23 protein-coding genes and 1 riboswitch are annotated in these 23,116 nt (G+C 40.1%); of the genes, 17 read left to right on the top strand and 6 right to left on the bottom strand.

Annotated features, from left to right (window positions below; genetic code table 11):
- Nucleotides 1-114: 114 nt before the first annotated feature.
- Nucleotides 115-1,047 carry a membrane protein insertase YidC gene (gene yidC, locus FFM68_RS11430; RefSeq protein WP_137619439.1) on the bottom strand — a complete coding sequence of 311 codons (933 nt, stop codon included), beginning with the start codon at nucleotides 1,045-1,047 and terminating at the stop codon, nucleotides 115-117.
- 104 nt (nucleotides 1,048-1,151) lie between these two features.
- On the bottom strand, nucleotides 1,152-1,424 hold the full coding sequence (locus FFM68_RS11425; protein WP_137619438.1) for an acylphosphatase: 273 nt from the start codon (nucleotides 1,422-1,424) through the stop codon (nucleotides 1,152-1,154).
- Between the two features lie 172 nt (nucleotides 1,425-1,596).
- Between FFM68_RS11425 and FFM68_RS11420 the strand changes: the two genes are divergently transcribed.
- The 4 genes from FFM68_RS11420 to efp all read left to right on the top strand — a co-directional run bounded on the left by FFM68_RS11420 (nucleotide 1,597) and on the right by efp (nucleotide 4,417).
- Nucleotides 1,597-2,358, top strand: a complete 762-nt coding sequence (locus tag FFM68_RS11420; protein ID WP_137619437.1) for a TrmH family RNA methyltransferase — start codon at nucleotides 1,597-1,599, stop codon at nucleotides 2,356-2,358.
- 128 nt (nucleotides 2,359-2,486) lie between these two features.
- Nucleotides 2,487-2,984 carry an HD domain-containing protein gene (locus FFM68_RS11415; protein WP_137619436.1) on the top strand — a complete coding sequence of 166 codons (498 nt, stop codon included), beginning with the start codon at nucleotides 2,487-2,489 and terminating at the stop codon, nucleotides 2,982-2,984.
- Between the two features lie 101 nt (nucleotides 2,985-3,085).
- On the top strand, nucleotides 3,086-3,742 hold the full coding sequence (locus FFM68_RS11410) for a YczE/YyaS/YitT family protein (protein WP_239585157.1): 657 nt from the start codon (nucleotides 3,086-3,088) through the stop codon (nucleotides 3,740-3,742).
- 111 nt (nucleotides 3,743-3,853) lie between these two features.
- Entirely contained in the window at nucleotides 3,854-4,417 is a 564-nt protein-coding gene (efp, locus tag FFM68_RS11405) for an elongation factor P (protein ID WP_137619434.1), read from the top strand.
- 89 nt (nucleotides 4,418-4,506) lie between these two features.
- Here the strand turns inward: efp and FFM68_RS11400 are convergent, their stop codons facing one another.
- From FFM68_RS11400 to FFM68_RS11390, 3 genes are all read right to left on the bottom strand, one after another.
- A complete protein-coding gene (locus FFM68_RS11400; RefSeq protein ID WP_137619433.1) occupies nucleotides 4,507-5,406 on the bottom strand; it encodes a WaaS/CpsH family glycosyltransferase in 900 nt (299 codons plus the stop codon).
- A gap of 181 nt (nucleotides 5,407-5,587) precedes the next feature.
- Nucleotides 5,588-6,115, bottom strand: a complete 528-nt coding sequence (locus tag FFM68_RS11395) for a folate family ECF transporter S component (protein WP_137619432.1) — start codon at nucleotides 6,113-6,115, stop codon at nucleotides 5,588-5,590.
- A 35-nt stretch (nucleotides 6,116-6,150) separates the two neighbouring features.
- Nucleotides 6,151-6,247, bottom strand: a riboswitch (THF riboswitch).
- Between the two features lie 88 nt (nucleotides 6,248-6,335).
- The gene (locus FFM68_RS11390; RefSeq protein ID WP_137619431.1) at nucleotides 6,336-7,238 is read right to left on the bottom strand and encodes a LysR family transcriptional regulator; all 903 of its coding nucleotides are present in this window, start codon (nucleotides 7,236-7,238) and stop codon (nucleotides 6,336-6,338) included.
- Between the two features lie 329 nt (nucleotides 7,239-7,567).
- On the opposite strand from FFM68_RS11390, the gene FFM68_RS11385 reads away from it, so the two are divergent.
- The 7 genes from FFM68_RS11385 (at nucleotide 7,568) to FFM68_RS11355 (ending at nucleotide 15,945) form a co-directional block, all read left to right on the top strand.
- The gene (locus FFM68_RS11385; RefSeq protein ID WP_137619430.1) at nucleotides 7,568-8,422 is read left to right on the top strand and encodes a sugar phosphate isomerase/epimerase family protein; all 855 of its coding nucleotides are present in this window, start codon (nucleotides 7,568-7,570) and stop codon (nucleotides 8,420-8,422) included.
- Between the two features lie 15 nt (nucleotides 8,423-8,437).
- A complete protein-coding gene (locus FFM68_RS11380; RefSeq protein WP_137619429.1) occupies nucleotides 8,438-9,286 on the top strand; it encodes a shikimate dehydrogenase in 849 nt (282 codons plus the stop codon).
- A gap of 56 nt (nucleotides 9,287-9,342) precedes the next feature.
- Entirely contained in the window at nucleotides 9,343-10,626 is a 1,284-nt protein-coding gene (locus FFM68_RS11375) for an MFS transporter (protein WP_137619428.1), read from the top strand.
- Between the two features lie 246 nt (nucleotides 10,627-10,872).
- Nucleotides 10,873-12,201 (top strand): citrate transporter, encoded by a 1,329-nt coding sequence (locus FFM68_RS11370; protein WP_137619427.1) that lies wholly within the window; start codon nucleotides 10,873-10,875, stop codon nucleotides 12,199-12,201.
- Nucleotides 12,202-12,230: 29 nt separating this feature from the next.
- Nucleotides 12,231-14,351, top strand: a complete 2,121-nt coding sequence (locus FFM68_RS11365; RefSeq protein ID WP_137619426.1) for a hydantoinase/oxoprolinase family protein — start codon at nucleotides 12,231-12,233, stop codon at nucleotides 14,349-14,351.
- A 14-nt stretch (nucleotides 14,352-14,365) separates the two neighbouring features.
- Complete coding sequence (locus FFM68_RS11360) at nucleotides 14,366-14,980, top strand: hypothetical protein (protein WP_137619425.1); 615 nt, start codon at nucleotides 14,366-14,368, stop codon at nucleotides 14,978-14,980.
- Nucleotides 14,981-15,108: 128 nt separating this feature from the next.
- A complete protein-coding gene (locus FFM68_RS11355; protein WP_137619424.1) occupies nucleotides 15,109-15,945 on the top strand; it encodes an SDR family NAD(P)-dependent oxidoreductase in 837 nt (278 codons plus the stop codon).
- A gap of 139 nt (nucleotides 15,946-16,084) precedes the next feature.
- Here FFM68_RS11355 and FFM68_RS11350 read toward each other — a convergent pair whose 3' ends face one another.
- Entirely contained in the window at nucleotides 16,085-17,992 is a 1,908-nt protein-coding gene (locus FFM68_RS11350; protein WP_137619423.1) for a M13 family metallopeptidase, read from the bottom strand.
- A 187-nt stretch (nucleotides 17,993-18,179) separates the two neighbouring features.
- Here FFM68_RS11350 and FFM68_RS11345 point away from each other — a divergent pair, with 187 nt between their 5' ends.
- From FFM68_RS11345 to FFM68_RS11320, 6 genes are all read left to right on the top strand, one after another.
- Nucleotides 18,180-18,725, top strand: a complete 546-nt coding sequence (locus FFM68_RS11345) for a hypothetical protein (RefSeq protein ID WP_137619422.1) — start codon at nucleotides 18,180-18,182, stop codon at nucleotides 18,723-18,725.
- Nucleotides 18,726-18,845: 120 nt separating this feature from the next.
- Complete coding sequence (locus FFM68_RS11340; RefSeq protein WP_137619421.1) at nucleotides 18,846-19,817, top strand: ribose-phosphate diphosphokinase; 972 nt, start codon at nucleotides 18,846-18,848, stop codon at nucleotides 19,815-19,817.
- A 167-nt stretch (nucleotides 19,818-19,984) separates the two neighbouring features.
- Nucleotides 19,985-21,130 carry a cysteine desulfurase family protein gene (locus FFM68_RS11335; protein WP_137619420.1) on the top strand — a complete coding sequence of 382 codons (1,146 nt, stop codon included), beginning with the start codon at nucleotides 19,985-19,987 and terminating at the stop codon, nucleotides 21,128-21,130.
- A gap of 55 nt (nucleotides 21,131-21,185) precedes the next feature.
- Nucleotides 21,186-21,533 carry a DUF1831 domain-containing protein gene (locus FFM68_RS11330; protein ID WP_137619419.1) on the top strand — a complete coding sequence of 116 codons (348 nt, stop codon included), beginning with the start codon at nucleotides 21,186-21,188 and terminating at the stop codon, nucleotides 21,531-21,533.
- Between the two features lie 185 nt (nucleotides 21,534-21,718).
- Nucleotides 21,719-22,360: a hypothetical protein gene (locus FFM68_RS11325; RefSeq protein WP_137619418.1), complete on the top strand. Its 642-nt coding sequence runs from the start codon at nucleotides 21,719-21,721 to the stop codon at nucleotides 22,358-22,360.
- 91 nt (nucleotides 22,361-22,451) lie between these two features.
- On the top strand, nucleotides 22,452-23,057 hold the full coding sequence (locus tag FFM68_RS11320; protein ID WP_137619417.1) for a metallophosphoesterase: 606 nt from the start codon (nucleotides 22,452-22,454) through the stop codon (nucleotides 23,055-23,057).
- Nucleotides 23,058-23,116: the final 59 nt, after the last annotated feature.

Raw genomic sequence — 23,116 nt, 5'->3', positions numbered from 1 at the left:
ATCACCGATAGAATATCGGAAATTAGCAGCCTAATAAATGCTTTTTTATTACTGTCTCAGTATTTTAGGTCAGTTCCGTTCCATCAGCTTAGCTTTTTTGTATTTTTTCAATGATTATTTACGTTGCTGTTTACCAGCATTGCGGCCGTTGTTAGTAGTTTTACCGGTATTTTTTGGTTGGCTGACTTGTTTTGGTTTGATTGGTTCAGCCGGTTTGATTGGTTTGGTCACCACTTGTTTTGGTGGATTTTTTTTCAAGTCTTCTTGAATTTTTGCTTTGATGCGAGGACGCATCAAAACATTTGTGATAAAGGTTTGAAGACAGCTGAAGACCCCACCGACTACCCAGTACAGAGCAACTCCTGCAGGGGATGTGAATGACATGAAGACGATCATCAATGGTGAAGCAATCATCATACTGCGCATTGTTTTCTTCTGTTCTTCAGGCACACCAATCAGTGAGATGTAGCCTTGTAATAAGTAGGCGATCCCGACAACAACAACTAGAAGATAACTTGGCTTTGCCAAATCGATCCCGATGAAAGAGGAATGTTGGATCCCTTCAGAAAAACGAGCGGTGTAATACAACGCTGAGAAGATCGGCATTTGAATCAGTAAAGGCAAACAGCCCATACCGCCCATCATGCTGACGTTGTTTTCTTTGTAGACGGCTTGCATCTCGCTTTGTGCAGCCATCTGTTCTTCTTTTGTCGTTGCTTGTTTTACTTTTGCTTGAGCCGCATCGATTTGCGGTTTGATCGATTGCATTTTTTCAGATTGGATCAATGATTTTTTTGATTGGTTGATCCCTAATGGTAAGATGATCAAGCGAACAATGATCGTCAACACAATGATCGCTAAGCCATAAGACCAGTTGAAATTCTGAACCATCCAATTCAAAAAATTCTCCAGCGGAACGACCAGTGCACGATACACAAGACCTGAAGTATCTGGGTTGCCGTTTTTATCCGATCGTACACAGCCTGAAAGGATTAAAAGAACACCCAAAAGTCCAGAGCCTAAAAGCCAATTTTTAAATTTTGTCATTTATTTCTTCCTCTGCTAATAAAAATTTATACAGAAAATACTATACTAGATAACACAAGCCTTTTCAATTAAATTCGAGAAAATCGGCGAACCTTGTCAGATTTTTAATAGACGACATTGAATTGATCGAAATCTTTGATCGCGGGGTCTTCAAATTGTTCGATGTGTTTGACTTTGGCGAAAGGATTCTGCGGTTTTTCAAGTCTAGTGATGAATTGTTCAATCTGTTCATTTGTTCCAACGGCTTCGATAGTCACACTGCCGTCAGCTTCATTTTTTACTGTACCGGTTAGTCCAATTTCTAGGGCTAATTGATAAGTGGTATAACGAAAACCAACGCCTTGTACTCGTCCAGTAACATTGAGATGCATCTTCATAAGAAAACCTCCTGTTTATTTTTTACTTATACTCTATGATACCGAGTTTTACTAGTTGTTACAAGAATTCACGTGCTATAATGACAGACGAGATCGGCTGTTTTTCTGCTAGAAAGAACCAGAAGAAATGAGTGGTTCTATTATAATAGATAATAAAAATAAGGAGTCCAGCATGAAAGAAATTCAATCAAGTAAAAATACATTGATCAAAGAAACTAAAAAATTACAACAAAAGAAATACCGTCAGCAAACTCAGAGCTATTTATTAGAAGGATTTCATTTGATCCAGGAAGCACAAGCAGCCGGGGTAGTTTTAAAGGAAGTATTTATCAGTCAACGCGGATTAAATGAGTGGTCTGCTTGGATTGAAGAAAATTTAGCAGAGTATTATTTAGTTTCTGATGAAGTATTAAAGAGTTTGGCTAGTCAGCCGGCACCGCAAGGGATGATCGCTGTGGCAGAGATGCCGCAAAAAGAGACGTTAAATTTTTCCGGTGCTTGGTTATTGTTAGATAATGTACAAGATCCTGGTAATGTCGGAACGATGATCCGAACAGCCGATGCAGCAGGATTTTCTGGAGTAATCTTGGGGCAAGGCAGCGCGGATCTATACAACCCGAAAACATTGCGCAGTACGCAAGGCAGTCTGTATCATTTAAAAATCAGCAATCAAGATCTTGCAGAAATTATTCCGCAATTTCAACACGCCGGCAGTCCGGTCTTTGGTACTGCGCTAGACCAAGAAGCTAAAGAATATCTGACAGCAGCTAAAATGGAAAATTTTGCGTTAGTAATGGGAAATGAAGGGCAAGGAATGTCTCCAGAATTATTGGCACTGACAGATCAAAATCTTTATATCACGATCAAAGGACAAGCGGAATCTTTGAATGTCGCGATTGCAGCCGGTGTGCTGATGTTCCATTTACTTAAATAATTCTTCACAATTTGTTAATCGATATTAAGGAACTATTAAACTTTATTTTCAGATTTGTGGAAGCCTACTCAAGCTTTTCAAGCCGTGCTATAATTAGTGGCAGCAACAAGAAAAGGGGCTTTATATCCATGACAGAAAACTGGCGTGATGATGAGGAATACGTTTCTTATATTGAAGATCTATTAGCTACCGAAGAAGTTCAAAAATTAGCAAATTATACCCAACATATAAATTCTACACGTTTAGAACACTCAATCAGTGTTTCTTATACAAGCTACAAATTGGCAAAACAATTTCATGGGGACGTAAGAGCGACTGCTCGTGCGGGATTATTGCATGATCTGTTTTACTATGACTGGCGGACGACAAAATTCGATGAAGGTTCGCACGCGTACATGCACCCGCGGATCGCTGTGAAAAATGCCGAAAAGATTACTGAATTGTCAGAGCTTGAACGTGATATTATTGTGAAGCATATGTGGGGCGCTACAATCACTCCTCCCAAATATAAGGAAGGCTACATCGTAACGCTAGTGGATAAATATTGCGCAATCGTAGAAGCAGCTGTCCCTTTGGTAGAACGTTTCAATTCTTACAAAGGACGTTTGAAGAAAGTCTGGAACTAATAGAGACATATTAGGCATCAAACAAAAAACTTGTTTGGTGTCTAATTTTTTGCCGGTTTCTTGTCTGGATCAGAACGAGTGGTATTCAGCTTGAAGGGTTCATGCTAAACTATTTTTTTATGAAAGAGAGGAATAAAATTATCAAACCAAATGTAGCAAAGCAATTATTTTTTACGATCCTTGGAACATTTATCGCCGCAGTCGGCGTTCGTCTGATCGTTGTCAGCGGATTAGGGGCGGACGCGATCAGTACATTAGTTTTAGGTATTTTGCAACACGTTCCATTAAAATTCGGCACGGTCAGTATGTTGTTCAACGGCATTATTTTAGTCATCATCTTCTTTTATGATCGTAAAATGATCGGCTTTGGCAGTCTGATCAATAGTTTTGGGTTAGGCTTTTGTTTAAATATTTTAGATTGGCTCGGTATCTTACAGACGATTCCTAGCGGTACAGGTTATTTTTCAATTATTGCAGGCTCCATCGTTTTTGGTATTGGCACAGGAATCTATCTCTTAGCCGATGCCGGTTCGGCTGCCTACGAATCTTTGATGATCCTATTAAAAAGATTATTGAAGTGTTCAGTAAAAATAGCCAGGATCGTTTTGGATGCACTCATCTTTTTAACTGGTTTTGTACTTGGCGGTCATATCGGATTGGGCACATTGATCGTTTTGCTTTTAATGGGACCTTCTTTGGAGTTGACGTTGAATCAATTGCCTAAATTAAGATTTTTCCGGATCCAAGAAGCAAAATAAAGAGGATTCGATGTTTTTTTCCAAGCAGATAACGACTTTTCCCTAGTAACTATAAAAGTTATTTGCTACAATGAATAAGGTTCAGCTTATATAGTAGAGGAGTGCTTATCAATGATAGCAGCAAGCGATTTACGTGCTGGTATGACTTTTGTTCAAGACGGAAAATTGATCAAAGTTTTAGATGCCAGCCACCACAAACCTGGTAAAGGAAATACCGTTATGCGTATGAAATTACGCGATGTTCGTTCTGGTTCAACGTATGACACAACTTTCCGTCCAGAAGAAAAATTTGAAAAAGCGATGATCGAAACAAAACCGGTTCAATATTTATACAGCCAAGATGATGTGGCTATTTTTATGGATCTAGAAACTTATGAACAATACGAGATCCCTGTTTCAACAGTTGAAGAAGAAATGAAATACATTCTTGAAAACATGGAAGTAAAAATTCAATTCTTCGGCGACGAAGTGATCGGTGTGACATTACCGACTTCAGTTATCTTGAAAGTCGTTGAAACACAACCATCGATCAAAGGTGCGACAGTTACGGGTTCAGGCAAGCCTGCTACAATGGAAACTGGGTTAGTCGTGAACGTTCCTGACTTTATTGAAGAAGGCGAAATGCTGGAAATCAATACGCAAGAAGGTACGTACCAAAAACGTGCAAATAAATAAAAAGTAAGAGGCTGCGATTTTTATCGCTGCCTCTTTTTTCATAATAAGGAAAAATGATTGAAGTCTTGTGTACGCGAAGTGGTCAGTTTTTATAGCGCGCTTTTTTGGTCCATCAGCTCAGGATAATATTCGAATGTTTCAAAAAGTTCAGGTTGATGATTGACGAAGCGTTTGACCCAATTGCTCACTTCAAAAAAATCAAGCATCGTTTGATCAGTTGGTCGATAAGGGGTAGTCAGAAAAGCCGGCAATTGACTAAGATCTGGTCCAATCATAAAGACATTGTTTGGATCATAAAGTCGATAAAAGGGGAGCATCTTATTCGTTGTGACTAATTTTTTTTGTAAGAAAAGCGATTCAAAGGTGCGCAGGGTTACACCGTATTGTCCAGCCCGTAAAATTTCTAAGATTCCTTTGCTGCGTTTGACCAATTTCAGGTACTCATCATACGGCAAGTAACCGGCTTGTTCGTTCCCACGTTTCGGCAAAATATGATAAAACGTAGACAGCCCTAGCGACTCGAAGCGTTCTTTTAATTCCAAGGCTTGCCGTTTACGACCGTTGTCATTGGCACCGAAGAAAATATCGTAGTCCGTGTGATCCAATACGTCACCAACTGCGTGGGTGTAAAAGGAGCTATTGTGTTTTAAGTTTAAATCGCGTGCTTCTAGTGGGTCAAAATGATAGATCTCGTCGATCGCGGGTTCTTTTTGACTAGCTGTCAGCTTTTGATAGTGTTCCGACTTGAAATGATTCCAGAAAAACAGAATGATCTTTGCTTTGGTGAAAGGCCGAATCTTTGTAGCCAACTCCGGTTCAAAACCGTAATCTAAAAAAATGATCAATTGAAAATTTTTCAAGTAGCGGCGCAAATATTCATTACTTGCTGCAAATAACTCTTTCCCTGAACAAACACTGATTTCCGATAGGGCAGGGAAAAAGTAAAGTGAGCGGTCTTTAGGAACGATCAATACATCAGAATTTTTCATTTTTCTCCCAGCTTTCATCTCAGATTTTCCACAGCATAGCGCTTTCTATAACGAATAGCGATTATTATGCTTGAGAAAAATAATACAAAAAAGAGACTGCCTATGGGATAAGACAGTCTCTAAAGGAATTCATAGTGTGAAAGAAATAACTACATCTATCTAAACATAATATTTTCGTAAACTATGCGCGGTTAAAACGTGCGATCCATTGTTTATAAGGCAACACACCGCCTAAGAAGTAGGTGATGGCTGTTTGGATTGGAATCCAAATCACTGTTTTAATCAAGCGCGGTGCCCAGATCACCCAGCTGTTCAATGGAACATGGTACATCATTGCCAGCCAAAGCGGTGTTAGGATCAGATTGATCAAGATTGTTGAGACTAACACAGATTGAATCGAGTTTTTCCAAGTAATTTCTTTCTTGTAGAAAAAGTAGCCGTAAATCGCTCCTTCAAGAAAGGCATTAATTGTAAAACCGATAAAAAATGGTGCTTTCGCAAAAAGCGACATTCCAATAAAATCAGCGATCACTGCGCCAATCCCTGTCCATAGCGGACCGAACAGCATGCCCATAATAATTTCTGGGATAAAGGCAAAACTGACTTTAAGAAATTGTGTCTCAATCCCTAATAGACGAGACAAAGTGACCATCATGGCGATCAAAAGCGCCATCGTTGTGATGCTTCTAGCATCGAGGTGTTTCTTCATTTCTAGCATCTCCTTATCGAGCTGCTACATCTTCATGCAGCGAATGCGAAAACAAAACCGCAGACTAAGTCTTTCGTCCAGAGGACAACATCCCATCCCTCCAGCACTTAACGCTTTATTTTCTACTCTGTTTTTTTTGAGGTTAGACCTCGAAAAAAATAGTAGCACAGAATACATAAGGAAACAATCATTTCACTTCGAGAGTGTTAAATTTACGCTATCAATAAACGATTTCTTTAGGATCTGAATGGGCTAAGACATATTCCTTGAAATTGATAACTGCAGGAGTGAGGTATGCTTCTTTATTCGTAATTAAATAAAAGGAGCGATCTTGGATCACATTTTTCAAATGGATCGTTTTCAACGGCAAATGTTTTAAAATATACATGTTCGGAACGACTGCAATTCCAAAACCTTGGCTGACAAGACCCGCGATGACTTGATCCACCGTTACTTCATAAGTGATTGTGTAGCTACAATTATTTTTCTGAAATACTTCATCGATCACATTGCGCAACCCGCTGTTTTTACTAAAACCGATCTGCTCGTAAGGTTGGGTTTGTTCCAAATAAATTGCGTCAAATTGTGCCAAAGGATGATCTAAAGGAGCAATCACCACCAATTCTTGACTAGCGATTGGTAAAAATTCGATACTAGGTTCATTAGGCAAATACGATGCAATTCCGATATCATAATGCATATTTTTGATCCCGTCGACGATTTCTTTTGTTACGCCAGAGGAAGTATGAAAATCAAACAGGACTTCTTTGTCCGAATGAGCATCATGAAAATCTCGGACTAATTTTGGGACAAAGGTCGTTCCTAATACTGGTAAAAAAGCAAAGCTGATAAACCCGCTGCCTTTGCTGATTTTTGTGATCGTCTCGATCCCGTCATCTAATGTACCTAAAGTACGGGAAACATAATCTTGAAAAATCATCCCCGGTTTGGTCAACACGACATTCCGGCCTTTTTTTTCGAACAACGTCACGCCCAATTCATCTTCAAGAGAAGCGATGGCGTTGCTTAAACTTGGTTGCGTCACGTTTAGTAATTTACTGGATCGAGTGTAATGCTGCTCACGGGCTAAGACATCAAAATATTTTAAGTGTTGTAAATTCATCTGCACGACTCCTCATGAATAGGCTTCTTTAAAGGTCCACTTGCAATAATCTAGTTCGTTCGTATTTGTTCAAAAGTGAAGCGTGTACATAACGCTTTTCTATGAGTATATCAAAACTTATATGTTTTACCTATAGGTCATTCGACAAAAACCAATTAGAAATTTAAAGAATGCCACGTTAAAATGAATGCAAGATTTGATTGTGAAAACCGATTCATAGTAAACGTTTCGAAACCACATCAAAAAAATTTTTTCAGTGGTGGGACTGCAGCCTGTCATGTGAAATAAATAACTTTAAGGAATCAGTGATGATTTTAGGAGGAAGACAAATGACAAAGGTACCATTGACGATCAGCTCATATACTTTAGGAGTAGACATTGATTTTGAAGAACGGGTAAAAATTGCTAAAGCAGCGGGCTTTGATGGCATCGGCTTACGAGCTGAAACATACATGCTGGCGATCAAACAAGGTTATTCTGATGAACGAATGTTAGAAATATTGGCAGAAAACGGTATGAAAGTGACCGAAGTTGAATACATCACACTTTGGGCTGATCCAAATAAAACGCAAGAAACACCCGAAACATTGTTGCAACAATTTAAGGAACAAACGATTTATCATATGGCGCGTCTGTTTGGTGTTGGTCATATCAACTGTGGATTGATGGAAAATTATCCAGCAGAAGTCCACATCAAAGCGTTCAAAGAATTGTGTTTGCGAGCAAAAGAATTAATAATCGGACTAGAATTCATGCCTTACAGCGGCGTTCCTGATTTAGCCAGTGCTTGGAACATCGTCAAAGAAGCCGGTTGTGACAACGGCATGTTGATCTTAGATACATGGCATTGGGCACGGGCTGAAACATTAGCAGAAGATCTGAAAAATGTTCCTGCAGAAAAAGTAGTGTCGATCCAAATCTGCGATGTGTTAGAACGTCGTTATCCAGATCCGATTTTACGCGATGAATCCATGCACGATCGTCTATGCCCGGGAACTGGCTGGGGCGATACAGTCGGCTTCTTGAAAGCAATCAAAGAACACGGCATCAAACCACGTGTAGTTGGAACTGAAGTTATCTCTGATCCGATTTTGAGCTTAGGTTATGAAAAAGCTGCTCAAATGAATTATGACACTAGTATCGATGTCATTAAAAAAGCTTGGCCAGAATTATTAGAAGATTAAAAGGTAGGTAAGAAGATGTTAGAAGGCGTATCAGGTAAAACACAATTATATGGATTGATCGGAAGCCCAGTGGGACATTCCGGTTCACCAGCGATGTACAATTATGGCTTTGAACAATTAGGAATCGATGCAGTTTATTTAGCATTCGATGTCAAACTCGATGCAGTAGAAAAAGCATTCCAATCTGTTCGTACATTCAATTTGCCCGGAGGCAACGTCACGATGCCTTGTAAAGGTGAAGCTGCAAAATACATGGATGAATTATCACCAGCCGCTGAAATGGTCGGCGCGATCAATACGTTCCAAAATAAAGACGGCAAACTTATCGGTCATATTACAGATGGGATCGGTTTTGCGGATAATTTGAAAAATCATGGCGTTGAAACAAAAGGAAAAAAATTTGTGGTATTAGGAACAGGCGGCGCGGCAACTGCGATCCAAGTTCAATTAGCAATCGAGGAAGTCGCATCAATCGATATCTTCAATATCAAGGATGACTTTTTCGCAAAAGGCGAAGAGACTGTTGCGCGAATCAAGAAATTTTATCCGGGACTAGCGGTTGCGATCCATGACTTAGCTGATGCTGAATTATTGAAACAAAAGATCGCAGAAGCAGATGTCTTGGTAAATGGAACAACTGTCGGAATGGGAACCGGTTCAACGAAAACACCGATTCGTGATTTAAGTGTTTTTCATGAGAACTTAGTTGTAGCCGATACAATTTACAATCCGCCAAGAACCCAGTTGATCAATGACGCGACGGAAAAAGGCTGCAAAACGGTAACTGGCGAAGGCATGTTATTAGGACAAGGGAAAGCATCATTTAAGATTTTTACGGAGCAAGAATTACCAGTCAGACCATAAAAACTCACACGTATTCTTCGGAATACGTGTGAAAATTTCCTATAAGGAGTGTAAAGATGAAATCGAAAAAATATATCATGTCGTTAGTGACGACATATTTGTGTTATTTTACACATGGCATGCAAGCACTTATTCTTAGTCAAAATATGCCCTATTTTTATGAAAAATGGGGTTATACAGATCCGACAGCCGGTGCGGCAGCCGTTTCTTTGGCAATTACAGCTACTGGTTTTGGTAAATTTGTTTCCGTTTGGATCGGTGGCGAGATTTCTGATAAAATCGGCCGAAAAAAAATGGCGATCGGCGGAGCAATCCTTTACATCATTTGTTTTGCCGGACTATTGTTTAGTCCAAGCATGGTGATTGCAGCCATCTGTGCCTTTATGGCAGGTGTTGCCACATCAGGTTTCTGGGATGCATCATTGTATCCAGCAGTTCAAGAAGCCGCACCTAAATATTCTGGATCAGCTTTGTTGGGAATCAAGTTATTTGTTTCACTAGCAGGCATCGTTTATCCATTGATGGTCGTTAACTTCACTGAAATGGGTTCACCACAATTAAGTGTGATCGTTCCTTTGGTTTTATCAGTCGCTTGTCTGATTTTAGCAGTTGGATCTCCATTCGCATATGACGATATGATGAAAGAAAATAAAGATCAATCGGATGGAAAAAATTCTGATGCAATCAAGCAAGAAATTGAAGCCGCAAAAGCTAAAATGTTAGTAAAACCAAATATTTTAGTGAATTTCATTACTATGTTTTATGCCTTTTTATGTATGTTCATCATGTATGGTGCTCAACAATATACCAAAGCATTTGGTTTAAGTAATGCTGGTTTAACTGAGATCCAAGCAGCTGGTTTGACTTCGATCTATACATTTGGCGGAATCATCGCCGTAGTTTTCTGGGCTTTCATGATGGGAAAATTGCGTTGGAACCCATTGAAAGTTTTAGTGATCGATTCTATCTTTACCGCATTAGCACTTGCAATCGTATTGATCATCCGTCACCCGGCAGTTATTTACGCAAGTATTGCAGCTTTAGGTTTCTTTGCATCGGGCGGGGCGTTACAAACCGGGTTAGGCTTGCGCCAATTATTTTGTCCAGGTCCTAAAGGTCGAAATACCGGGATCTATTATACATTCATGGGATTTGCCAGTACCTTTTTACCGTTCATTGTTTCAACGATGACCAAATCGGTAGGAGAAAAACAAGCGATTTATATTATGATGGGCTTGCTTTTAGTAGCAGCATTGCTGGCTACCATCATGATGATCTATTTATTAGGACAACACAAAAAAGTTTTTGGTTACAGTGCCTTTGAAAAAATGCGTGATTAATTGCGAAAAATGGAGGCTCGACTATAACTAGTCGCCTCCATCTTCCATATTTAGCTGGATATAATATTTTTTTACATGAAAAAATGCAGAAGATTAACTGCCATTTAACTAGACTGATCATTTATTATTCGGCCTTTTTCTATTTATTTTTATTTCAAATGAATAGTGAAAAGTTGTATGACAAGTTTCTTTTGTAGGTGAAATTGTGTGTCCATTGATGGACACTAGGTAATTTAGGAGGTCCTTATGGATAGTATTATTGGACTATTGCTGATCGGTTCCTTTGTGGGAATGGTCATTTATTGTATCAAGGGTCATAACTTGATGATCGGCTTTTTCATCATGGCGACGATTTGGACAGTCTTACCGATCATCGGGAATTTATTATCACCGAATGCAGCGTTTGCCGGCTTGACGATTCAAGATATGCTGCACCAAGTGTATCAAACAGCACCAGAGAAATATGGGGCTTCTGTCATGAATATTTTCTTGGGGGCTTTTTTTGGCCGAATCTTATTAGACACTAGTATCGCAGCGACGATTATTCGAAAAAGTGTCGAGTTAGGCGGAGATAATCCGGCAGTGATTTTAGCAATCGTGAATTTAATTAGCGGGTTCATTTTTACATCAATGACTGGCGGCGGTTCGGTAATTGCTATTGCGGTAATCATCTTGCCTATTTTATTTTCGATCGGTATCCCGAAAGTCGTCGGCTTTTTCTCTTTTACAGGATCAGTTGCTGCAGGCATTTTCTTAAATCCGATCAACTTTGGTCAATACTCGGCTTTTTTTCTAAATTCAAATGGCGGACAAACCTACTCGTACAATGATTATTTTCCCTTCGGAATTTTAGCTTTTGTCGTGATGATCACGGTGGTTTCAGTGGCTTCAATGATTTATTTAAAAATGGAAAACCTTACGTATTCTTGGGCGGCAGTCAAACAAAATGAAGTCGTAGAAGCGCCAGGCATCTCACTAATCACGCCATTTTTACCAGTAGTAGGAGTGATCGTCTTTAAATTGCCGGTGATTCTATGTTTTATTTTGGCAAGTCTATATGGTTTAGGAGTTTGCGGCGGCTTGAAAGGAAACTTTCGTGAAATCTGTCGAACGATCTCACGGATCTTTACTGAAGGGGTAAAAGATATGTCGGCATTGATCGCTTTTTGGATTACTCTAGCGATGTTCAATGATGCGGCGGTTTATGCAGCACCTTATTTTAAAGAAATCATCGGCGGTTGGATTCCAGCATCACCGTTAATTTTGTGTATCGCATTTGGTATCTTGGCGCCATTGACATGGTTCAAAGGCCCGTTGTCTCTGATTGGTTCTGGTGCGGCATTACTTGCAGTGGTGAGTCAGACAACAAATTTTCCCACCACTTTTTTATATCCATTGTTTGCTAGCGTGCTGATTGGCATGGCTCACTTTGACATTACGATTTCTTGGAATGCTTGGGGGTTGGGTTTCAATCGAATCAATGCAGTCGATTACATGAAAATAGCATTGATTCCAGGGACAACAGTGGCATTGATTTTGGAAATCGCCAATTTTTTCCTCAACAATCCGCTATAGATTTTAAAAAGTAAGGGGAGTCTCAAAAAATGAAACGACGCGTTCGAATCGGGATCGATGTCGGTGGTACGCATACAAAGGCGGTAGCAATCGACAATGATACTCAAGAAATCATCGGAAAATCATCGGTAAAAACGACTCATGACAGCGAGCAAGGTGTGGCTGAAGGTGTGGCCAATTCCTTTTTGAAATGTTTGGCCGAATTTGATATCGCACCTGAAGAGGTCGTTTTTGTCGCTCACAGTACGACTCAAGCAACCAATGCCTTATTAGAAGGAGACGTCGCTAAGATTGGGATTATCAGTACTGCTAAAGCAGGCATCGAAGGTTGGTTGGCTCGACCGCAGACCAATTTAAAAGATATTGATTTAGGTACAGGCAAAAGTATCTATGTGACTTCTCGCTATATTTCACAAAAAAAATTGACGGAAGAAGCAATTGAGAACGTCATTGATGAACTTTTAGCAGAAAAAATCGATGTCTTAGTTGCTTCGGCAGCATTTGGTGTTGATAATTTATCTTTAGAAGAAAAAATTGCGGCGGTCGCTCGCAAAAAAAATGTTCCAGTGACTTTAGCCTCTGAGATGACCAAACTTTACGGTTTGTCTCGGCGAACGCGCACAGCGACGATCAATGCGTCGATTTTACCAAAAATGTTGGAAACAGCTAATTTGACTGAAGAAAGTGTGCGTTCTTCAGGAGTAGATGTTCCATTAATGATCATGCGCGGTGACGGCGGTTTGATGGATGCTGTTGAAATGAAAAAACGTCCTGTCTTGACGATGTTATCAGGTCCGGCGGCTAGTGTCATGGGAGCACTGATGTATTTAAGAATCTCAAACGGCATTTATTTTGAAGTTGGCGGGACCTCTACAAACTTAGGTGTGATCAAAAATGGACGACCAGTGATTGATTATTCAGAAATTTCTGGGCATAAAACGTACGTTAATTCGCTTGATGTTCGAGTGCTGGGAGTTGCTGGCGGCAGCATGATCCGAGTGAGCAAAAGCGGCGTGAAGGATGTCGGTCCTCGCAGTGCGCATATCGCTGGTCTGGCTTATGCTGTTTATACTCCAGAAGAAGAAATCGTCAATCCTCAGCTGGAACTGTTTTCACCAAGAGAAGGAGATCCCGCAGATTATGTAGCAATCAAATTAGAAAGCGGCAAACGCATCACGATCACTAACTCTTGTGCAGCGAATGTTTTAGGCTATGTAACAAAAGAGGATTTTTCTTATGGAAATGTCGCATCAGCTCGAAAAGCGATCGCACCTCTAGCAGAATATTTGAATTTGACGATTGAAGAAGTTGCGCGGCAGATTTTAGTCAAAGCAGTTGAAAAAATTGAACCGGTCATTCGCTCATTAGCCAAAAAATATCAACTCGAAAAAAATCAAATGACTTTAGTTGGTGTCGGCGGTGGGGTAGCGGCATTGATCAAATTCGCAGCTGAACGAATGGATTTGAATTATAAGATCCCAGAAAATGCTGAAGTGATCTCTTCGATTGGGGTGGCTTTAGCAGCAGTTCAAGATGTCGTCGAACGGATCGTACCGAGCCCTACAAAGAGGGACATTCAAGCAATCAAACAAGAGGTTACAGACATGGCAATTGAAAGCGGTGCAACAGAAGACAGTGTCGAGGTCCATATCGAGATTGATCCTCAAACACAAAAGATTACAGCACGAGCATCTGGCTCGACCGCAGCCCAAGCAACCGAACTTCAGTCTGCAGCAACTGAAGCGGAAGAACTTGAAATCGCAATCCAAGATTTTCGTTTGCCAGCCGAGCAAGTTCGATTATTGGATGCAACCAATCACTTCAATATTTATGGTGCCAGCACGAAGAAAGGCAATGGGATCCGAGTAATCGATAAAAAAGGATTCATTCGCGTGCAAAGAGAACATGCAGAAGTGGTCAAAACATCCATCCAAAGTTATTTTGAAGTAGTCAATCAGCTTTGGGAAAGCATGGCGAATTATCAAAGTGATTTGATCATTCGTCCAGATTATTATTTCTGTGTTGGACCGCGATTATTGGATTTTTCCAGCACCGACTTTGCCCAATTGACGATGCTGATGGAAATTGAAATGAGCGAGATCATCGGTACAGATGAGATCATTATTATTGCGGCAAATCGGTATATTTAGAAGGGATAGTAGGAATGGACTTTAACACTTTAGCGCAAGCAGAGATCAACTATGGGAAATATTTGCTGTCACAAGATCATTTGTATAAAAAAATCCCTGAAAATCAGCGATCGGAGCTGATTCAACAGGCAGTTGAATGCGGCGAATCGGCAGCAGAAAATTTAGTCGCAGATGATTTGCGGAACTATTGCCGTCAAGAAAAAATAGAGATAGAGTTTTTTCAAGAAGAGTTGAAAGCGGAAAATTTTCGGTTTGTTTTGGCGGAGTTTCAATTACCAAAGCTAATTCGGATCAATCAAAGTTTATTGGCCGCAGCAGAACCCTTTTTATTAGCGCAAGATTTTTTTAAGGATCAACGAGCAGCAGATATTTTGTTAGCGCATGAATTGTATCACTATTTGGAAAATCAGCAGCAATTGTTTACGATCAAAAAGCAGTTAATGTATCAAACAGGTCCGTTTAAACGACAAGCTCGCTTACATGCCCTCAGTGAGATCGCAGCGATGAGTTTTGCACAAGCGTACCTAGAGCTACCTTTTTCACCGGTCATCTTGAACATTGCTTTGCTGTATCCAATCGCACCAGAGTATAGTGAACAGTTGGCAAAACAACTCTTGGTGATTGATTGAACAAGACTATAGATTGATTTAAAAAAAGAATTAGTATTCACTGATTGGTTTCAGTATATTTAAGGTAAGCAAAGCGGCTGTGACAAGATTTTTGTTAGAGTCCCATAAAATGAACAGGAGCGGAAATAATGGAAAAATCATGGTTAGATTTAGCAAATGATGTAGTAGTAATCACAGGTGCCTTAGGCGGAATGGGACGGAAGATCGCAAGTGATTTTGCGGAACAAAAAGCGAACTTAGCCTTAGTCGATTTAAATGAAGAAGCTACTAAAAGCTACGCGGCAGAATTAGCAAATAAATATGGAGTGAAAGCAGAAGGTTATGCCTGCAACTCAACAGTCGAAGAACAAGTAGATGCCTTAGCAAAAACAGTCAAGGCAGATTTTGGCAGAATCGACGTGTTGGTTCAAACAGCAGCAATCCTAACTTTCAGTCCGTTGGAAGACTTAGCTTTAGATGAATGGAAACGGACGATCGACGTGAATCTGAATGGCTACTTCTTAGTTTCGCAACGAATCGGTCGTGTGATGATTGAACAACAATCAGGACGTATGGTCCACATTTCAACGATCGCTTCGCTTTCACCAGAAACATATTCAGGTGCTTACAGCCCAAGTAAAGCGGGTGTGAACATGCTGTCTAAGATGATCGCCGGTGAATGGGGCCAATATGGTATTCGCAGTAATTGTGTATTGCCATGTTTTGTTAAAACACCATTATCAACTAAATTCTATGAAGATGCAGAAGTGGAAGAAGGCAGAAGACGAATGACAGCTAATCGCCGCATTGGTGAAGTTCAAGATATTTCCAATGCAGTGTTGTATCTTGCCAGCAAACGTTCTGATTACACGAATGGACATGAATTGCGCGTAGAAGGCGGATTCGGCAACATGATTGGTGATCTAGTACCAAAACCAGGCGGACGTCGTCAATATGCGATCGATTCAAAAAAACCAAAAGCTTAATACCATCAAAGGGAGTGTGACAAAATTTTGTCACACTCCCTTTTTTCGAATAGCTGGTGAGAAGTCGTTTATTCGGGTAGTCTTTTTCATTTCTTAAAACCGTCTACTTCAGGAACAACGGCTAACTTAATAAGTGAAATTACCAAATACTTACGCGTTTTTCAGGAGCTAAATACATAGTATCAGCTGGTTTGATGCCAAAGGTTTGATAGAACTCTGCCAAATTTTTGACTTGGACGTTGGCTCGTAATTTATTTGGTGCGTGAACATCAACTGATAAGAGTAATTGTGTGTATTCTTGGCGGGCTTTCATCCGCCAAATCGTTGCCCAGTTGATGAAGAAACCTGCAAGGTCGGCATTAGGATCTTTTTTCGCGGCTTCTAGTGCACAACTCAATCCTCCAGCATCAGCGATATTTTCCGAAACAGTCAATTTACCGTTGACTTTTCCGCCAGCGATTCCCAATCCATCAAATTCAGCGATCATCTGATCGGCCAATGCTTGAAAATGTGTTTGATCGTCGTCTGTCCACCAATTGTTCAGATTTCCGTACTCATCGAACAGCGAGCCGTTGTTGTCAAAAGCATGAGAAATTTCATGGGCGATGACAGCACCAATCCCACCAAAGTTTTCGCTGCTGGATTGTTCCAAACTGTAAAACGGTGCTTGTAAGATTGCTGCTGGGAAAACAATGATATTGCGAAATGGATGGTAATAAGCATTGACAGTGTTGGCGCTCATTTCCCATTCATCTCGTTCAACCGGTTTATTCCATTTAGCATACTCGTCGCGGCGTTTTAATTGACTAAAGTGTAATGCGTTGCTTAACAGCGAGCCGCCTTTTGCAGCTGGAGTCACTGTAAATTGTGTATAAATCGGCGGAATCTTTTCTGGATAGCCGACATGAATGCCAAGTGTTTTTAATTTAGTAATGGCTTTTTCACGAGTGGCTTCACCGAGCCAACTGTTGCTGCTCAAACGTTCTTGATAGATTCCAATCATTTGCTCCACCATTTGCTGGACATCTTTTTTGGCTTGTTCACCAAAATATTTTTTTCCATAATAGTCGCCAATGATTTGATCGAAACGTCCAGCAGCAAGATAGAATGCCGCTTTTCCTTGTGGGCGAGCTTCCGGTGCACCAGATAGCGCCCGGTTATAGATGCCGCCGACTTGACGAAATTCTTCACTGAGATAAGCAGTTAAAGCATTGATTGTCATAACTAACATCCAGCTTTTCATTTGTGGAAATGTTGCTGGTGTGATCAAGTCATTTAATTTTGCAAAAAACAGCGGTTCGGTCACAATGATTTTTTCGGGGACTTCACCGACTAATCCAATCAATAATTTTTTCAAATCAAGCTGTTGACTATACTTGATAAATTCTTCGCCGCTTTCAGGATTATACATTTTGCTATAGTCAGCATTTTCTTCGGCACTTTTTACATGGGGAGCCAGCAATTTATCAAATTGAAGGGCTTCATCTGTAATTTTTTCGGCTGTATCAGCCTTGTAACCTGCTAGGGCAAAAAGTTTCAGCGTCATTTCTTTAAAAATCGCTAAAAGCTGCGGTGCTTGAGGATGATCGGGTTCATAATAAGTTTTGTCTGGCAAAATCAAATTGGGGGCGCCTGCGAATAACGCGTTGATTTTTGTATTTTTCATATCCGCATCGACATCCACACCAAAAGGTAAAGGAAGTCCGGCGAGTACCCAGCTGGTCAATTGTTGATCCAAATCAGCTAAATTTTTTAACTCTGCCACTTGATTTAATAGCGGAAGCAAAGGGAATGCACCATCTTGATCCCGTTTTTGATAATCGTTCGCCAATTGAAAATATGCGATGTACTCTTTCATCAAGTCATTTGGAATCAATGAAGGATCAGCACTCATCTTTTTCGTATCAGCAATCAATAAGTCATCAATCTCATCGACTAAATCCTGAAAGCCGCCAGTTGCCGGCTTGTCCGCTGGAATGACGGCATCTTTGATCCATTCGCCGTTGACTGCTTCATATAAATCATCTTTGATTTTTGTTGTATCCATAAAACTTCAGCTCCTTTGTCATTGTGGTCTAATCTATATTATAATAAAACAATTGATGGGCTGCTCACAGGAAGAGCATTTTTTTAGAAACCTTCGTTTATCCAAGCAGTTATCATCAGCAAAGGTCAGAGTCAATTATGATACATCTTAGAAAATAGATAAAATAAAACGATTCGGTGGTGAGAAAATGGCGGATTTACTTGGTCAATGGGTAGAATTAAAGAGTTTTGAAAAATATCGTGAATGGCAGACGCCGCGAGGATTTTTGTGTGGGACGTATGCTGCCAGTGTGTTACTGGCGTACTGGCAAGATGAGTTGGATCAAGAATGCTTACCTCAGCTAGAAATAACTAGTAATCAAAAAGAAGAATTGATCCGCACCTTGCAGTCTTTTCTACAGCCAATCGATCTTCCAACGATTCCTTTCCAAATTTCTTGCGGCTTAAATCGTTTTTTCCGCCATTACCAAATTCCTTATCGGGCAAGAGGGACAGCGATAGGTTCATGGCAACGGGTAACTAAACGAATCGCAGTAGGCGAGCCAGTCATGATCGGACTTTTGCAGCTCCTAGGCAGCAGTTACAAAAATCATTGGGTTGTGGTACACGGTTTTATGGAAACTGCAGATGGACAAAAATTTTATAAAGTCCATGACAACTGGGGCAACAGCGAGGCGATTATTCCCGCTGAGTGGGGAAATGGAACAATCACGTTAGTTTCACAAAAGGTTTAGAGTGATTAGATCTGTGTCTGATTTTAAGAATTTATTTGTTTGGTGCGATTGAAAAGTAAAATCTACAGCAAATAACTAAACTATGTTAAACTAGGGGTACAAAATACTTGGAGGGACACCATGTCAGAAGAAAGTAATGGAAAGTTTAAAATTTTTAGTCTTAATGGAAATAAACCATTGGCTGAAAAAATCGCCGATGTTTGTGGCGTACCGTTAGGAAAAAGTACGGTCAAACAATTCAGTGATGGAGAAATCTCTATCAACTTAGAAGAAACGGTCCGCGGATTTGATGTTTATGTGATCCAATCGACGAATGAGCCGGTGAATGATTATTATTTAGAGTTATTGATCATGATCGATGCGTTGAAACGCGCGAGTGCAAAAACGATCAATGTCGTCTTGCCATATTATGGTTATGCTAGACAAGATCGCACTGCTAAGCCGCATGAGCCGATCACAGCTAAATTAATAGCGAATTTACTTTCAGACGCAGGTGCAACAAGAGTGTTGACCCTTGATTTACATACTGTGCAAGTCCAAGGTTTCTTTGATATTCCAGTCGACAATTTATTTACGATGCCATTATTTGCGCATTATTATCGTCGACGCGGAATGGTGGGTGATGGCTATGTCGTAGTATCGCCAAAAAACAGCGGTGTGCAACGTGCCCGTAGTTTAGCAGAGTATTTAGATACCGCGATCGCGATCGTTGATGTTGCAGAAGAAGGAAATCCAGATTCCGGCTATGTGATCGGTGATGTCGAAGGACGTTGCTGCATTATGGTCGATGATATTTTGAATACGGGAGAAGTCTTTTCCAATGCAGCAAAAATATTGAAAAAAGCTGGTGCAAAAGAAGTTGTTGCTTGCGCATCACACGGATTATTGTCACCTCCAGCAAAAGCAAACTTAGATGCAGCAGACATCGAAGACATTTGTATCACAGACTCTGTCTTAACAGGGCCTGAGCGTCATCCTGAAAAGTTATCGATTATCAGTTGTTCCCTCTTAATGGGTGAAGCAGTTAAACGAATCCATAAAAATGAATCGGTCAGCCCGTTATTTACGATGGAACAAAAAGATTTCAAATAAAAAGGGCCCCACGGCCTTTTTTTGTCTGCTTGAAATTTCTGCCAGACGGTTAGCTGGCGGCAGACTTTGCAGTGAGTAAAGTTTTAAGAATAAGAGATCGCACAGCTTAGCAAAATGAGAAAAAATGTATTCAAAAGAAGCTAACTGTCAGAAAGGTTCGAAGATTTGTGGAAAATATTTATTTAGATCATGCGGCGACAAGCCCGATGCACCCAGAAGTCATCACAGCGATGACAGAAGTTATGACGGATACTTTCGGTAATCCATCAAGCGTCCATCATTTTGGTCGTCAGGCCGCTGGGAAGTTAGAAATGGCGCGAGAAGTTATCGGAAAAAGCCTCGGTGTAAAATATCATGAAATCATTTTTAACGGTGGCGGAACTGAAGGCGATAATACAGCGATTTTAAGTACGGCTTTTGGTCGTCAAAATGAAGGGCGCCACTTGATCACGACTCAGATCGAGCATCCTGCAGTTATTAATACGATGAAGTATTTGGAGACTCAAGGGTTTGAAGTGACATACTTGCCAGTAGATCGTAAAGGCAATCTCTCGTTGCCAGATTTTGAAGCCAGTTTGCGTCCTGATACGACCTTAGTATCAATCATGTATGGCAATAACGAAATCGGCAATTTAATGCCGATTAAAGAAATTGGCGAACGGTTGAAAGAGCATCCTGCGTATTTCCATACCGATGCCGTTCAAGCTTACGGCAATCAATTTATCCAGCCTCATGAACTAGGAATTGATTTTCTAAGCACTTCTGCGCATAAAATCAATGGACCAAAGGGTGTCGGATTCTTATATAAAAGTGATAACGTAAAATTAGTCCCATTGCTTCGTGGCGGAGAACAAGAAGAAAAACGCCGTGCAGGAACCGAAAATCTTGCGGGGATTTGTGGAATGGCAAAAGCGGTAGAACTATTGACAGAAGAAAAACGTGAAGGACAGCACAAATTGTACGACCAATTTACTCAGAAAATTTTGACGATCCTAGATCGTGAAAAAATCGATTATCATGTGAATGGGGATCTAAGTAATAAACTGCCTCATGTCTTGAATCTTCGTTTTAGCGGAATCATCAATGATCTGCTGCTAGTGAAATTGGATCTGCGTGGAATCGCGGTTTCTACCGGCTCAGCCTGCACAGCAGGAACGGTTGATCCTTCGCATGTACTAGAAGCGATGTATGGCAAAAATGCGCCGGAGGTCAAAGAATCTTTGCGCGTAAGTTTTGGTTATGGCAATACGATGGAACAAGTAGAATACTTTGCAGAACAACTTGTAGCTAGTTTAAAAGAACTAACAAAGTAGATTGAAATGGCGAATGCATATCTTTATAATTAAGATTAAAAGATGAGGTGAGCAAATGGCATTTACAAAAACGGCAACGATCAAAGGGGCAAACTATCAATACGCGTTAGCACCAACTGCTAAAAAATACACATTACGCGATAATGGGTTTACCGAAACAAGTTCAGGTAATTTCCAACTAGTTCGTCCGTTGCAAGCGACGCCCCAAAGTAAAGAAGGATTTAAACTGAAAATCACGGTGACAAAAGATCTCAGCGCGTTGAAAATGTCGGTGACGACAGCCAATGGGCTAAAAGTAGTGGATATTTTTAAAGATGCTAAACAAGAATTGGTCCAAGAGAAATTTTACTTTCTAATGGATGGAATGATTGACCGCGGATTATTTGTTAAAGAAGAAATTTAAGTTGAAACGGCTTTTGTCTGAGAAGATGAGAGCTGTTTTTTTAGCGAAAATCCAGTGGTTGTAAACCGCTTTCCGTTTGGCTGTAAATGTAATTTTTTTGAGTTTTTTTAGTGGTTAGAGGCTTCAATTTTAGCAGATTATGGTACACTAATGATAAGAAAATTGTTGGAAATGTAGGTGAGAAGTTGGTTCACAAGATAGACACAATCGAGCATCATAAAATTATTTCTGATTTCCGTCTCTTGTCAGGGCTGACCGTCTCAATTGAAGACTGTGCCAAGCTGACGAAAGCGTTTCGAAAATACGGCGTCGATGATTATTATATCAGCGGTTATGAAGGAAACAGCTACTTGACGCGGTATGTTGATTATTTTATCGAAGGCATTCCTTGTTGGGAATACAAAAAGCAATACTTGATTCCGCTAATTTTTCGCGACATGCCTGATACACAAAAAATGTTTCATGATACTTATCGTTGGGAAGCCTTTTTTATTCTCTTAGATTGGTATTTGAAATACAATCCAGAAAAAGTCATCATCAAATGCAAAAAGCAAAAAAAACAGCAAATGATCGATACAGCTTTTTTAGTCTTTCGTTTATGGGAGATTTGTGATGGGGCGGCTTTTCCAATCGCTAATTTTAATAATCTTTCTGAATTTGAACAGTGGAATCAGATCTTTCACTTGATCGATACAGGGAAATCCTTTAGACGCACCAAAGAATTTGATGCGACTAGAGTAGAGGATCTAACTCAGTTAGAAGCTGTTATTGCAATCATTAAATTAAAATATCAAGCACTTTTACAAAAACAAGGCTACCAAGTTTAAGTTGGTAGCCTTGTTTGGTGGGCGCAAAAGCGCATTTTTTTAAGATAGATGGTAAAATAAAAGAAATAGATTTCCTCTGTAGGTGATGAGAATGAAATATTTTATAGCAGACACACATTATTTTCATGAGAACCTGTTAGGCGACAATGACTTTGCGCCGCGCTTATTTGATACTGTCGAAGAGATGAACCAGCAGATGGTCACCGCTTGGAACGCAGTGGTGAACGAAAAAGATACAGTGTATCATTTGGGCGATGTAGCGATGCATCCGTTGTACGAAAAAGGGTTTCCCGCCATTTTAGAACAACTGCTACAATTGGAAGGAAAAATCATATTTATTAAGGGAAACCATGACTCGCGCACTTTTTTCAAATATTTGGCAGCTCATAATCCAAAACTTGCAAATGGTACGGCTAAGTTTGAATTTGAAGATGTCGGAGCAATCGTCAAATTTAATCACCATCAATATTATTTGACCCATTATCCAATGCTTTTAGGCAAAACGGTGAATATTCGCAACTTGCATGGTCATATCCACAATTATAGTATGCCGATTGCAGAAGATATCAACGTTGGAGTCGACGCGCCTGAACGTAATTTTTTGCAGACGCCATTGCCATTTGGAACGCCCATCTCTGAAAACTTGATCGATGAGATTGCGGCTTATAAAGAAATTGAAGTAAAAAAATTAAAATAGCCAGAGTTACCACTAAAAAAACCATCAGACTTATTCACGAATCAATGGAATAAGTCTGA

Origin of the sequence: Enterococcus xiangfangensis (assembly GCF_005405365.1) — a bacterium.
GTDB classification, from domain to species: domain Bacteria; phylum Bacillota; class Bacilli; order Lactobacillales; family Enterococcaceae; genus Enterococcus_A; species Enterococcus_A xiangfangensis.
This window is presented reverse-complemented; position numbering and strand designations above follow the sequence as displayed.

What these genes read in the sequence shown, in the direction of transcription:
- FFM68_RS11370 (WP_137619427.1), top strand. Translation starts at nt 10,873, where the DNA reads ATGGATAGTATTATTGGACTATTGCTGATCGGTTCCTTTGTGGGAATG.
- FFM68_RS11345 (WP_137619422.1), top strand. Translation starts at nt 18,180, where the DNA reads ATGGCGGATTTACTTGGTCAATGGGTAGAATTAAAGAGTTTTGAAAAA.
- FFM68_RS11330 (WP_137619419.1), top strand. Translation starts at nt 21,186, where the DNA reads ATGGCATTTACAAAAACGGCAACGATCAAAGGGGCAAACTATCAATAC.
- FFM68_RS11395 (WP_137619432.1), bottom strand. Translation starts at nt 6,115, where the DNA reads ATGAAGAAACACCTCGATGCTAGAAGCATCACAACGATGGCGCTTTTG.
- FFM68_RS11355 (WP_137619424.1), top strand. Translation starts at nt 15,109, where the DNA reads ATGGAAAAATCATGGTTAGATTTAGCAAATGATGTAGTAGTAATCACA.
- FFM68_RS11340 (WP_137619421.1), top strand. Translation starts at nt 18,846, where the DNA reads ATGTCAGAAGAAAGTAATGGAAAGTTTAAAATTTTTAGTCTTAATGGA.
- FFM68_RS11375 (WP_137619428.1), top strand. Translation starts at nt 9,343, where the DNA reads ATGAAATCGAAAAAATATATCATGTCGTTAGTGACGACATATTTGTGT.
- FFM68_RS11365 (WP_137619426.1), top strand. Translation starts at nt 12,231, where the DNA reads ATGAAACGACGCGTTCGAATCGGGATCGATGTCGGTGGTACGCATACA.
- FFM68_RS11390 (WP_137619431.1), bottom strand. Translation starts at nt 7,238, where the DNA reads ATGAATTTACAACACTTAAAATATTTTGATGTCTTAGCCCGTGAGCAG.
- FFM68_RS11415 (WP_137619436.1), top strand. Translation starts at nt 2,487, where the DNA reads ATGACAGAAAACTGGCGTGATGATGAGGAATACGTTTCTTATATTGAA.
- FFM68_RS11360 (WP_137619425.1), top strand. Translation starts at nt 14,366, where the DNA reads ATGGACTTTAACACTTTAGCGCAAGCAGAGATCAACTATGGGAAATAT.
- FFM68_RS11385 (WP_137619430.1), top strand. Translation starts at nt 7,568, where the DNA reads ATGACAAAGGTACCATTGACGATCAGCTCATATACTTTAGGAGTAGAC.
- FFM68_RS11400 (WP_137619433.1), bottom strand. Translation starts at nt 5,406, where the DNA reads ATGAAAAATTCTGATGTATTGATCGTTCCTAAAGACCGCTCACTTTAC.
- FFM68_RS11420 (WP_137619437.1), top strand. Translation starts at nt 1,597, where the DNA reads ATGAAAGAAATTCAATCAAGTAAAAATACATTGATCAAAGAAACTAAA.
- FFM68_RS11380 (WP_137619429.1), top strand. Translation starts at nt 8,438, where the DNA reads ATGTTAGAAGGCGTATCAGGTAAAACACAATTATATGGATTGATCGGA.
- efp (WP_137619434.1), top strand. Translation starts at nt 3,854, where the DNA reads ATGATAGCAGCAAGCGATTTACGTGCTGGTATGACTTTTGTTCAAGAC.
- FFM68_RS11350 (WP_137619423.1), bottom strand. Translation starts at nt 17,992, where the DNA reads ATGGATACAACAAAAATCAAAGATGATTTATATGAAGCAGTCAACGGC.
- FFM68_RS11410 (WP_239585157.1), top strand. Translation starts at nt 3,086, where the DNA reads ATGCTAAACTATTTTTTTATGAAAGAGAGGAATAAAATTATCAAACCA.
- yidC (WP_137619439.1), bottom strand. Translation starts at nt 1,047, where the DNA reads ATGACAAAATTTAAAAATTGGCTTTTAGGCTCTGGACTTTTGGGTGTT.
- FFM68_RS11425 (WP_137619438.1), bottom strand. Translation starts at nt 1,424, where the DNA reads ATGAAGATGCATCTCAATGTTACTGGACGAGTACAAGGCGTTGGTTTT.
- FFM68_RS11320 (WP_137619417.1), top strand. Translation starts at nt 22,452, where the DNA reads ATGAAATATTTTATAGCAGACACACATTATTTTCATGAGAACCTGTTA.